At 56.2% G+C, this 12,868-nt stretch carries 9 protein-coding genes; 7 read left to right on the top strand and 2 right to left on the bottom strand.

Annotation, left to right across the window (positions count from 1 at the left end):
* Positions 1-37: 37 nt before the first annotated feature.
* The 7 genes from SH410x_RS23640 to SH410x_RS23610 all read left to right on the top strand — a co-directional run bounded on the left by SH410x_RS23640 (position 38) and on the right by SH410x_RS23610 (position 7,595).
* Complete coding sequence (locus tag SH410x_RS23640; protein WP_473671333.1) at positions 38-1,120, top strand: TIGR00180 family glycosyltransferase; 1,083 nt, start codon at positions 38-40, stop codon at positions 1,118-1,120.
* Positions 1,121-1,132: 12 nt separating this feature from the next.
* Complete coding sequence (locus SH410x_RS23635; protein ID WP_473671331.1) at positions 1,133-2,089, top strand: glycosyltransferase family 2 protein; 957 nt, start codon at positions 1,133-1,135, stop codon at positions 2,087-2,089.
* An 84-nt stretch (positions 2,090-2,173) separates the two neighbouring features.
* Positions 2,174-2,704 carry a dTDP-4-dehydrorhamnose 3,5-epimerase gene (gene rfbC / locus SH410x_RS23630; protein ID WP_473671329.1) on the top strand — a complete coding sequence of 177 codons (531 nt, stop codon included), beginning with the start codon at positions 2,174-2,176 and terminating at the stop codon, positions 2,702-2,704.
* Complete coding sequence (locus tag SH410x_RS23625; protein WP_473671328.1) at positions 2,701-3,549, top strand: NAD-dependent epimerase/dehydratase family protein; 849 nt, start codon at positions 2,701-2,703, stop codon at positions 3,547-3,549. Before rfbC ends, SH410x_RS23625 begins: the two co-directional genes overlap by 4 nt.
* A complete protein-coding gene (locus SH410x_RS23620; protein WP_473671326.1) occupies positions 3,546-4,301 on the top strand; it encodes a cephalosporin hydroxylase family protein in 756 nt (251 codons plus the stop codon). The genes SH410x_RS23625 and SH410x_RS23620 overlap by 4 nt, the downstream gene beginning before the upstream one ends.
* A 372-nt stretch (positions 4,302-4,673) precedes the next feature.
* Positions 4,674-5,732, top strand: a complete 1,059-nt coding sequence (locus SH410x_RS23615) for a TIGR00180 family glycosyltransferase (protein WP_473671324.1) — start codon at positions 4,674-4,676, stop codon at positions 5,730-5,732.
* 459 nt (positions 5,733-6,191) lie between these two features.
* Positions 6,192-7,595 carry a capsular polysaccharide export protein, LipB/KpsS family gene (locus SH410x_RS23610; RefSeq protein WP_473671322.1) on the top strand — a complete coding sequence of 468 codons (1,404 nt, stop codon included), beginning with the start codon at positions 6,192-6,194 and terminating at the stop codon, positions 7,593-7,595.
* Between the two features lie 7 nt (positions 7,596-7,602).
* On the opposite strand, the gene SH410x_RS23605 is transcribed toward SH410x_RS23610, so the two are convergent.
* A complete protein-coding gene (locus SH410x_RS23605) occupies positions 7,603-11,268 on the bottom strand; it encodes a DUF1553 domain-containing protein (protein ID WP_473671320.1) in 3,666 nt (1,221 codons plus the stop codon).
* Between the two features lie 61 nt (positions 11,269-11,329).
* Positions 11,330-12,793, bottom strand: coding sequence for a DUF1501 domain-containing protein (locus SH410x_RS23600; protein ID WP_473671318.1), 1,464 nt, complete (start codon positions 12,791-12,793; stop codon positions 11,330-11,332).
* Between the last annotated feature and the right edge of the window lie 75 nt (positions 12,794-12,868).

Below are 12,868 nucleotides of genomic sequence, written 5' to 3'. Positions count from 1 at the left end.
TTCGATCGTTCCAAAGGGAGCATTTCAAGTATCGATCATGACTGACGACTTAACCCTTATTGTGCCCACTCACAATCGCGTTGCCTTTCTACGAAGGCTAATGCATTTTATCGATCGGCAGGAATTTCGCTCGTCCATACTCGTTGCTGACTCGAGTGAGCCAGCCATTGCACGAGAAAAAAAGGAGTTGATCGAGTCATACCGCTCGCGACTGAATATTCGTTATCAACACAGTTCACTGGGTTTTGGCGAGAAGTGCGTCGCAGCCATTTCGGCGAGTGAGACTCCGTTCAGTGTCTTCTGCGCTGACGATGACTTCTTGATGCCGGAATCGGTACGCAGTTGCGTCGAATATTTGAAGGAGCACGACGACTATAACTGTGCCTCGGGGATTTGGGTGCAGGTCGAAGCGAACCGAAACAACCGATGCACGCAAATTCGCTGCGACCAAATCAACGATGATTCCGTCACGCGGCGATTCCAAAAGCTCGCTAAAAACTGGTTCTCGAATTTTTATTCAGTCTACCGAACGGAAACATTGAAGCGTGCATGGCAGGTGGCCGGTGATGCGAGTGACTACGCCAGTGCGCGGATCTTCTTGGAGCTGATGCTGTGTCATCTGGGGGTGATGTATGGCAAGATGGCCGTCTTGCCGCAAACGCACTATCTATTTGAACTGCATGGTCAGAATGACAGTTCGCAGCTCCCTCTCATCGCCAACGGAGATCGAGCGAACGAACTCTACGATCGGTTCGAGAGAACACTCGCTAACGAATTATCCGTTGCCGATGGAGTGACGATCGAGAACGCGACCCGTACCGTGCGAGGTTGCTACGGCCACTGGCGCACAGGAGCCATGATGCAGCGAGATCATCGGCCGAAGGGGCTACGCAGATACACTCGCAAGCTACGCCAAAGCATCGCCAAGATCCGAGACGGTGTTTCGAACCATCCGACGAAGGTGTGGACGAAGCGGCGACTCAATGCAAACCACGAGTATTTTCAGGGCGATGCGTGGCGACTCGCAATCGAACTCACTGGCCGGTTTCCCGATGGCATGAACGCCGATCAATTGGCAACGGAGACGTCGCAAGTCTCTGCATTCAAGGCCGTCGCCTAGTCAAATTCGATGATGTCAGCACCGCAATTTTCGATCGTGATCACGAACTTCAACAAGGCAGGCTTGCTAGAAGCCTGCCTGCGTTCAGCAATTGAGCAGACGATTGCCTGCGAGAAGTTCGAAGTGGTCGTGGTCGACGATAAATCAACAGATCATTCGCTAAGCATACTTTCGAACTACCACTCGAAAATAAGAGTGGTCGAAAACCCTCGCAATTGTGGAGCGTTAATCTCTACTTTGGCTGGCGTCGCAGTCGCTCGCGGTTCGTACATTGTCACGCTCGATGGCGACGACGTGGTGGCGGAGAATCTGTTGGAGGTCTTGGCCGGTTCGCGGCTTCTCCGCATGGATCGCTTTCTGCACGGGCGCATCCATCAGAGCAGCGGACGTCTGGAGTCGCCTACCTCCATCGAACGAGTGGGGGAACCGGTTCGATTGGATCCCGCGTGGAAATTGGCTTTAGAACCAAAAACCGGTGGCAGTTCGTTGATCTGTCCTCGACAAGCCCTGCTTGAGTTGCATGGGCGTTTTCCGCCCATCGCCGTCCAGGATCATGCCATTCCTGAAATGTTGTCATTGATCCTCACGGATTACCTCCGCCTGGGTTGCCACACGCACTTTGCGAATACGGGTGACTCCGTTGAACATCTTTCGGGCAACTCAGCGCAGCTCCATCATGATCGACTGCTATGCGGATTAGCGGTGCTGCAAAACGCCCTGGAACTCAAGCCGCTGCCCTACTTAATTGCTCGACTGAGACGGCGCCTGTTCGGTCGCTGTCTGCGTTACGTTTGGAAATACCATCTGTGGGGTTCGGCAACGGCATGTGGGCAACTTGCGGGCTCACCTTCCTTCGATCAGATTCAGTCTGTGTGCAATCAGATTGCAAGTGAAATGCGGCTCCGTCATCCGGCCATCCGCTTCTACGCATCCGAACCCAATGACTGGATTCAGCCGAAAGTAGCCTAGAATGTACGTGCTCACAGAAACCTCCTTGCGACTCAAGTGGTCGGCGATTGAATCACTCTGTATACACCGCATCGGAGTGATCGCATGCGATTAATTCCCACCTGTTTCGACAAGGCTTGGTTGATCGAACCAGAGCGACACGAGGACGAGCGTGGTTTCTTTGCGCGGACCTGGTGTGAACGAGAGTTCGCGGCAAAGGGGCTCGACAGTCGGTTGGTACAGTGCAGCGTCTCATTCAACAAACAGGCGGGCACATTGCGAGGAATGCACTATCAGGCTGCCCCACACGAAGAAGCCAAACTCGTCCGCTGTACCCGTGGCAGTATTTTCGATGTGATCGTGGATGTTCGTCCTGGCTCGGAAACCTACGGGCAGTACGCCAGCTTCGAACTCAATGCAGATAACCACCTGGGTCTCTATGTCCCGGAGGGGTTCGCGCATGGCTTTCAGACCTTGGAGGCGGATTCCGAGGTCTACTATCAGATGAGTGAGCATTTTGAATCCAGCTCAGCTCGCGGGTTCCATTATGCTGACCCGGAGGTTGCCATCCCATGGCCGCTGCCTGTCACCGTTGTGTCGCTGAAAGACGAGCAGTTAGGACGACTAAGATCATGAGGATGGTTGTCACGGGCGCGACAGGGTTCATCGGTCGACACCTCGTTTCGGAACTGCTCCGGCGCGGTCATGACGTCACGGCGATCGCGCGCAGTCACGAGCACTTTTTGACAATGGACTGGGCAGCGGACGTTCGGTTTGTGAGGGTTGACATTCATCAGCCAGATATTGAGTTATGGAAGCGGTTGGCGGCAACCGATCGATTGGTCCATTTGGCTTGGCCGGGCCTTCCCAACTACAAAGATCCGTTCCATTTTGAAGAGAATCTTCCTGCCGCGTATCGATGGATCGAGACCTTCGTCCAGGCGGGATGCGAGAATGTCTTGGTCACGGGCACCTGTTTTGAGTATGGCGCACGCGAGGGGAAACTCAGTGAGCATATGCCCGTCGAGCCTACCAATGCATACGGGCTCGCCAAGGATTGCTTGCATCGTTTTCTGCGGATTCTAAAAAACTCAGTTCCGTTTCAGTTGACATGGGCGCGTTTGTTCTATACCTACGGACCCGGCCAACATCCGCGCAGCCTCATCGCGCAGCTCGATACGGCCATCGACCAGGGCGAGGGCTCGTTCGCGATGTCTGGTGGTGAGCAACTACGAGACTTTCTGCCGATTCAAGCCGTTGCCAGCCATTTGGCAACCCTCGCCGAGAAGATACATTTTGACGGTACTGTGAACGTGTGCAGTGGCCAACCCATTTCGGTTCGCCGTCTCGTCGAGCAGCACTGCGCTGCACGAGACGCTGTGATAAAGCTAGACCTTGGACGCTATCCCTATCCCGACTACGAGCCCCTGGCAATGTGGGGCGACAATTCTCTTCTCCAATCAATTGAGCGATCATCTTGACATCCAACGATCCCAACGAAACCTTTCGCAGTGAATGCAAGCAACGTGTGGCGGGTTACGCGAGCGGCCCGATCGCCGACGCTGGACGTGAGTTCATGCGCGCCAGTACGGAGCCAAAGTACTCGTATAACTTCACATGGATGGGGCGACCGATTATCCAATATCCGCAGGATATGATCGCCATGCAGCAATTGATCTGGCGCATTCAGCCCGATTTGATTATTGAAACCGGAATCGCTCACGGGGGCTCCCTGATCTTCTCCGCTGCGATGCTCGAACTCAATGCTGCCTGCGGTGGCAACGCAGACGCCCAGGTGCTCGGCATCGATATTGATATCCGAGAGCACAATCGACGTGCCATTCTGGAACATCCATTGGCCAAACGGATCAAGATGATTGAAGGCAGCAGCGTGGCGCCGGATATCGTCGAGCGAGTCAAACTCCACGCCGAGGGAAAAGACAGTGTCTTGGTATGCCTCGACAGTAATCATACCCACGAACACGTGCTTGCCGAACTGAATGCCTACGCTGATTTGACGAGTGTGGACAGCTACTGCGTTGTGTTCGACACCATCGTCGAAGATTTGCCGAGTGGAATGTATCCGGATCGCAGCTGGGGTCCTGGCAACAGCCCCAAATCTGCCGTGAAGGAATTTTTGGCGAGCCACTCAAATTTTGAGATCGACCATGAAATCGATCACCAACTCCTGATTAGTGTGGCCCCTCAAGGTTACTTGCACCGGGTGCGATGATCGATTCATCGGCTCGCGACGCTCTCCCGCGAGATTCTGGCTCAACTCAAAGAGAGGGCAGGAATCGCAAAGGAGGCCGGCGGTGCTGGATCTCGAGAGCAGCCGTTTCGACTACCACAGCGGCAAAGTTGACCAGATTCAAACTCCTTCGATGGAGGGTCGACGGAACCTTGACTACACAGTGTCGGAGCGTGAGCCGGTTTGGAATCGTAGATTGATTAGCGTTCACGGCAGCGAGTGACTCCTTGACCACGACGGAGCCTCAACGAAAAATGAGGCGCCAGCGTACACTGCGCGCGTGTGAACCGTGTGATGCGGTAGCCATGCCGTCGCGTCGGGCTCTTATTTCTGCTCCTTTTGGAAGTCGCCCGCATGATGCCAGGCACTTTGACCCTGCTGACACCGACGCACAATCGCACGCCATTCTTGCGCCGGTTGATTCGCTTTTGGGAGCAAATCGCACTCACGCATCCGATCTTGGTGGTTGATTCGAGTGATCCAGGCCGAGCGGCTCAGAACCGAGAGGTCTGCTCGGATGCTGCCGCTCACTTGAATATTCGTTACGTGCACTACGATCTCGCCTTCGATTTGAAGTGCTATCAAGGGCTCACCGAAGTTGAAACACCTTACGTCTCGTTTTGTGCCGATGACGATTTTCAGTTTCCAGCTGTCGTCGAGCAATGTGTGCATTTCCTTGCTCAGCACGACGACTACTCTTTGGCTCAGGGACGTGTGATCCACGCCAATAATTCGCGTACGGCACATCACGCGGTCTTTGACTGTCACCTGCTCGATGCGTATGACATGGAGGACTCCGACCCCGCTGAGCGGTTCCGCCAGATCGCGACGCGTACCTTCTCGACGTTCTATGGCGTCTATCGCACCCCGCAATTGGCCCATTCCTTTTCCGAAGTGATCGAGTACACCAATTATCAGCAGGGGCGAGTTTTTACCGAAGCCTTCCTGCTCTCATTGAGTGTGATCTCTGGAAAGGTCAAGGTTCTCCCTGAGGTCCAGTACGTCCAGGAAACGCACGGGGAAAATGAAAGCCGCATCGTCCCACGTGTGCTCAACAAAGATCAGATTGAGGCTCTTTCCCGTCGATACGAAATGGGTTTGCGGACCCACCTGACGACTTCATCCGATCAAACTGCCGATGAAATTGAACGATTGATCAAACAGCACGCCCATTTTATCTCGGGCATGGGAGGCAGGAAACAGCATCGTCGGCCCTGGCGTGAAAGCATCGGCAGAGAGATTCATCGCACGCGGGCCAGGACCATCAAGTGGCTGCAACACATGCTTCCTCTGCAACCGACCAGCGGTCATGACAACGCTGTGATGCAGAACATCCAAGTCTTCCCGGCGGGATCAGACTACGATGTTGCGAAGGAACTCCTGAGGCAGTATCCCAAGGGCATCGGGGGGTAAGCGACTCAACGACATGGAGAGCGAATTCCAGGAATCGAAAGGAGACGCTGATATGATGAAGCAGCGGTAGGCGTCCCAATGCAGTCCGGTTGCCACTGACTGCGACGATCGTCGTTTGGCCGCAGTCGCACCAACCGGCACGGAGCCCCTGGGGTGGAGGACGCGTCTTTTCGGGCTTCGACGCGTGTTGATTTCATGAGCCGAGTCGCGTCAGCGGCCGGCGTGATCGCGTTACTCAATGCCATTGGACTCACTCTTGCCGGTCGAACTCGGACTCCATCAACAGCCTGTTCGACGGGACTGAGTTTCGTAGGAAAACCGCCTTCCCGTGATCGGCGGAATTCTGTATCAACAGGATCGTCAACCGACGATTTGTTGCATTTCGGAAGACATGGTGCATCGTTCGTAGTCGATTTTAACTGCGTGGTGGATCCGGCTTGGCTGGAATGACTCCGACGAATGGAACGGATAAATATGGACAAGGTTGTCGTTCACATCGCCTATCCGTTGTGGCGAAAAAATATGCTGGTGGCGTTAGCTCGTGCCAAAGAACTGCAGGATGGCGGCGACGACGTTACGGTGACCTACTGCGCTGCCGAGGGTGGATCCTGCATTTGCAACCAATCGGGCAACCCGCTTGTCTGTCGGCTTTGCCGATCGTGGGTGCAAGAGACCGCCGCGGGCATGCAGCTGCACGCGATTGGATTGGCAGGAAAAGACGCAAAGGGCACCCAAACCCAGTCGCTCTCACCGAGCGAGTTTCCCCTTTCACAACGCAAAGAACTTGTCGAAGGCGTGCTCAGCGGACTGATTTCGACCTACCGGATTCTGCCCCGTGATATCAAAAAGATAGCGTCTCTGAAACGGCTCAAGCGGCGAACGTATCAGACCGCGCTGCGATTGCATGCGGACCTGTTTCGCCTGATGTCATCGATCGGTCCCGATCGTTTTGAAGTCTTCAATGGGCGGCATGCGTGTAGTAAAGCAGGACTTCTGATCGCGAGACAGTTGGGGATTCCCTTTACGACGATGGAGGTCAATGCGAATAAACGTCCCATCGTCTTTGCGGGGCATACGCCCCACGACCGCCACGGTGTGCAAGCTCGAATTCGATCTTTGCCCGTGGATATCGACCTGGCGACGCAGTTTTATGAAGGTCGACGTAGGCCGCGGAATAACCGGTTTGCTCGTGCGCAGAGCAATTCATTTCAAATGCCTTCGGCGGATGGATTCCGACGCGTGGTCAGCGTTTTCCTGAGCAGCCAAGATGAATTTGAATCTCTGGGAAAGAACTGGAAATCGCCGTTTCCACCGGATCACGAGATCATGCGAGAGACGTGCCTCCGGTTTCCTGACACCCTGTTCCTGATCCGTTTTCACCCCAATCAGGCGGGCATCAAAAGTGATATTCGTAGCGGATTCACTCCGGTGGAACGTCTGCCGAACGTACGGGTCTACGGGCCGACGGACGTGGCCAATACGTACGAGATGATTGACCGGTCGGACATCATTGTGGCATTCAACTCGACCGTGGGTGTCGAAGCGTGTTGGGCGGGAAAACCATCGATCATGCTCGGCCCCTCCTTCTACGATGCGCTCGGTGTGGCGTACACACCGCCGAACGTCGATGAATTTTGGCACTTGCTCGAACGCGATCATCTCGACGCAAAAGACCGCGTCGGCGCCGCGCAACTCGCATACTATGTGCTGCGTGATGGCAACGAGTTAAAATACATTCACGCCGAAGCGGGCAAACTGACAAACCGTGGATTCACCCGCCGACGCGTATGGAAGGCCCTCGCTGCCCGCAACATCAATACTCTCTATGTGAACGCAATGAAAAAATGGGTGCGGGCAGCGTGAGGGGTGTTTAATACCGTGTGATCGTTTCATGCAGATTTAAAATCACCCGGCATATCTGTGACCACGCGGCAAGCTTCGCAGGGTCCGCAAAGGTCTCATCCCCGTCGCCAACGGCTATGAATTTCGCAGCATCATCAGGGTGTGCGGCAAAATACTGAAGTTGCCGCTCGTATAGGGACTGCAACGACTGCATTTCTTCCGTCATCGCTTCGCGGGCGAGGGCACGTACGAAGCCGGCGTCCAAAATAGTTTCAAACGATGCATCGCCATGCTCGTTCAGGAGCGACCGCGCCATCGCGTGGGAGGCCTCGACAAAGGTCGGATCGTTCAGCAGCGTCAGTGCCTGCTGCGGACTATTGGACGGTGACCGATCCGCGGTGCACTCATCTCGCGAAGGCGCATCGAAGTTCACCAGCATGGGGTGCAGGAAGGTGCGTTGCCAGTGCATGTAGACACCTCGCCGATACTGCCGTTCATCTTCTGAAGGCATGTATTGCCGATTGGGGAACTGCAGGTTGCCGTAATGCCCCGTCGGCTGGTAGGGGAAAATACTTGGGCCGCCGACATAGTCCGTGTTGAGCAGTCCCGCGATCGCCAACGCGTTGTCACGCACGACCTCCGCTTCCAGACGTCGCGGTGCCGCTTGCGCCAACAGCCGATTGTATGGATCGGCTTCGACAAGCTCAGCTCGGTTGGTAACTGCTTGTTGGTACGTGCGGCTGGATACGATCATGCGGATGAGATGTTTGATGTCCCAGCCGCTGTGGACGAACTCGTTGGCCAGTCGGTCGAGTAGGAGCGGATGGCTCGGCCATTCACCTTGGCTGCCGAGATCATCGAGTTTCGCCGACAAACCCGTGCCGAAGAAGTGTTCCCAAGTGCGATTGGCAAAGTGTCGCGGAACGAGCGGGTTGTCGGGCGACGTCAGCCAATCGGCGAGGTCGGTGCGAGTCAATCGACGGTCACTGCCGACGTCGGGCTGCGGCAAAAAATGTGGTACCGCTGGCGGTGCAGCGGCGCCGGAATCGTCTTGCCATTCGCCGCGCGGGCGCACGCGGCTGATTGGGATTTGGTCAGCGGGCACGGCCTGCGTGACTACGGTAATCGCCATTCCCGAATGCCGATCCTGGATCGCGTTGCGGAAGTGGACGGTCCGGCGATCCTGTTTGCCGACCTTGGTCGTCGAAACATAAAACGCCCCGGCCAGCGCGGCGTGATCATCTTGGTCGCGTTCCGCGTCAGGCTTCTCAAATGCCGTGACGAGGTCCTCGGACGCTGCTGGCCAACCCGCGATGGCACCACCGATCGGGGTGACCGCCAGTCGCACACGACCGACACTGCCTGTCTTCAAACGCACGACGAGCTGCTGATCGGACGCCAACTGGAGTGGCGTTTCCAAATGGTAGACCGCTGTATGGGCGAGTTGGTTTTCGTTGGCTGGTAACTGCCACCGCGTCGGGCCGCTCCGCCAAACCTGGCCGAGAGTTCGCGGCGGTGCGCCACTGCTGTATCGCAGCGGATCCTCTCGATCGGCTTCACCCCAGGCGATACTGACGGGGGTTTCCGGTTCGATCATCACCTCTTCATTCAGAGCGACTGTTGTCGACGGCATGGGCGTATCAGGCGTCTCACGCTGCAGCACATTGCGATCCTTGTCCATGAGGATCAAGCGAAAACCCTTCAGCCGGCTCGCATAGCCTTCATCGGTGCGATTCCAAACCACGATGGAATCCACCGCTTGCTCGCTACCGAGGTCAACTTCCCACCATGGGTTTTCACTGTCGAGAACGGTGTGCGTCACCGAGTTCGCTTTGTAGTAGTTGCCTTCGGTATTCCCATCGATGGCCAGCGAGGCTGCTGCGGTTTTATAGACAGAGGACTGCGTCGCGCTGCCCTGTGGGGCTAGGTTGATTGGATTTCCGTCCGCGTCGTGCTTGCGAGCGAGCACCTCGACTTCCGCGAGTGACAGAATTTGCTTTCCCGACAGTTCGATTCGCACGAAGCGAGGTCGATTGGGACGCATCTTTGGTTGGTCGGTTTCTGAACGAATGACACCCGCAGAGAACTCCAGTTCAAATCTTCCATCGTCGTTGCGGCCGACATTGCCACCATTTTGTTCATCGGGCAACACCTCCACGCGAATCGCTTTGATGACCGTTGGTGCTTGCGGCCTTGCCATGATCTCCACGGTTTCCCCGCGGGTTGGTTTCCCGGACAGCAGGACGCTGCCGTCATCGAGCATCTGATGCGCGGTCTGGGCGGAGGTTTCAACACGATTGACATCCATCGGCACCCAACCGTCGGCATGTGCGGCGAGCACGTCTTGAATTGACGTCTGCCATGCAGCGAACTCGTTCGTGGCGAGCACCTCGTCTCCGAGCGACTTCAGCAGTTCGGCGTCACGTTCCCGGATCAACGCTTGGATCTCAGCTCGCAGCGATGGCGAAGAGAAACGCATCTCGGTGGGGAACGGGTAATCGTTGTTGAAGCCCTTTAGATCTTCGTTGGGCGTATAGGAATAGTTCGAGTACACACCCCACTGGCGGATGTCATCAAAGAACGCCCCCATGGAGTAGAAATCCTTGGCGGAGAACGGATCGAATTTATGATCGTGGCACTCACAGCAGGCCATCGTTGATCCCAACCATGCCGTCCCGATCATCCGCACACGGTCGGCTTTGTATTTCGCGAGATACTCGCCCGGTTGGGCACCGCCTTCTCTCGTCACCATATTGAGTCGCAGTAAACCAGTCGCGATGAGATCTTCCGTCGTCGGATTTGGACTCAGGTCGCCCGCGATCTGTTGGCGGGTGAACTGATCAAATGGTTTATTTTCATTGAAAGCATTGATGACATAGTCGCGGTACGCAAAGTCCCGCATGTTTTGATCGCCGTGGTACCCAACGGTATCTGCAAAACGGACGATATCGAGCCATGAGCTTGCCATCCGCTCGCCGAAGCGTGGTGACGCGAGCAACCGCTCAACTTGTTTGGGGTACGCATCGTCAGACGAGTCCGCGGCAAATGCCTGGAGCTCGGCAGGGGTCGGTGGCAGCCCTGTTAAATCGAGACTTAATCGACGAAGCAAGGTTGCTTTATCCGCGATCGGTGAGGGCTCGAGCCCTTCGCGTTCCAGCCGTGAGACGATAAAGGCGTCGATATCGTTCTCGACTTTTCCAGTAGGATCCTTGACTGGGGGGACGTTCGGACGCGTCACGGGGGCGTACGCCCAATGCTGTTCATACTGAGCACCTTGCTCAATCCACTTACCGAAGAGTGCCCGCTCGTAGCTCGTCAATTGATGACGAAATTCGGCGGGCGGCATCTGCTCGCCATTTCCCGTACCCATGATCCGTTGGTACACCTCCGATTGCGCGGGGGCACCGGGCACGATCCCGTGAACCTCATCGTCGGACGGTAGCACGCCCGTGGCCGAGGCAAACGAGTCGATGCGGAATTCGCTCTGGTTGTTCTCGACATCCGGACCGTGACAGGCGAAGCACGTGTTGGACATGATCGGCCGAATGTGAGCGTTGAAGGTTACGTGCTCAGGCAGCTTGCGGGGTTTTGAGGTCGTGATCCACTGCGTCGCGGCGGGCTCAGCAGTCGGTTCGTCTGCTCGCAAAACGGCAACGGAAAGCAGTAGCGATGTGAGGAAGAGATAGCGATGCATGGCGGAAAGCATTGGATGGGCGAAGGGTTGAGGAGTTGACCGGAGCTGTCGACGAGAGCCGCTACGCCACAACCTCTTGAACGACTCGGGACGGTTTCACTCCGGTGAGTTTCAGATCGAGACCCTGAACCCGAGCCGACAAACGTTCGTGATCGACACCGAACAGGTGCAGCATGGTCGCGTGCAGATCTCGGACGGGAACTTCGTTCTCGACGACCCCGTAGCCGAGTTCATCGCTCGATCCATAGGTCATGCCCCCTTTCACGCCTCCACCGGCCATCCACACGCTGAAAGCGTTGATGTGGTGATCGCGTCCCGATCCCTGCGCCATCGGTGTGCGTCCAAACTCGCCCCCCCACAACACCAAGGTGTCTTCGAGGAGCCCCCGATCTTTTAGGTCTTTGAGTAGTGCCGCGGTCGGCCGGTCGGTGTCATTGGCCGATTGCGTGAAACCGGGGACGAGATTGCTATGGTGGTCCCAGCCACGGTGATACAACTGTACAAACCGCACGCCACGCTCGAGCAGGCGGCGGGCCAGTAGGCAGTTCGAGCCATACGTTCCGTCACCGGGCTGCTTGACGCCGTAGTTCGCTAAGGTCTCTTTGGTTTCAGTGCTCATGTCGGCGAGTTCGGGAACGGCCGTCTGCATCTTGAACGCCATCTCATACTGTGCGATTCTTGTTTCGATTTCAGGATCGATCACGTCTCGGGCCAGGATCCCGTTGAGTCGCTGGACTTCGTCGATGACCTGCCGCTGAGTCGACTGACAAACGCCGTCGGGATTACCAATGTAATGCACCGGAGCGCCCGAGGATTGAAATGCGACTCCTTGGAACTTGCTCGGCAGCACACCCGCACTCCATTGCCGCGCCGACACGGGCTGAGCCCCAGGACCGGATGATGTCATGACGACATAGCCAGGCAGGTTTTCTGTTTCGGCACCGAGTCCATACAACCACCATGAACCCATGCAGGGCCGGCCTTTGATGATCGACCCGGTATTCATGAACGCATGTGCGGTATCGTGATTGATCTGTTCGGTCGTCATGCTACGGATGACGCACAGATCGTCCGCATGGGCACCGGTCAGCGGGAACATCTCGGACATCTCAATTCCCGATTCGCCCCATTTTCGAAATTTTGTGAACGACTTCCGCGCGATCAAGGTCGCGCCTTGCAATTGGGCGAGTTGTTGACCAGCAGTGAATGATTCAGGAAACGGCTTGCCGTCGAGCCGATCGAGTTCCGGTTTGGGGTCCAGCGACTCAACATGCGAGGGGCCACCCGCCATGCATAGGTGGACGATTCGCTTTGCTCGAGGAGCAAAGTGGGGCAGGCCAGGCAATGGCGGCCACGGATGCTCACCGGCGGGTGCCGAGGAAACTGGGCTGGCGCAAGCCCCCGACTGATTGCCGAGCAAGTTCGCCAACGCAAAGGTCCCGATGCCAGCAAAGGACTTGGAAAGAAACGTGCGTCGGGCCCAGTCCGTTTGAAGACGTTCCAAGTTGGGGGTGAGCTGATTCATGTTAAATTTCGTATAGGAGGTGGGATGCCATCCCATGATAGCGGATATATGATCAGGACGAGAAAAAAGATCCCC

The sequence above is a fragment of the Rhodopirellula sp. SH410 genome, assembly GCF_055811895.1.
Note: the sequence above shows the minus strand (reverse complement) of the source record. Positions and strands in the feature narration are given on the sequence as shown.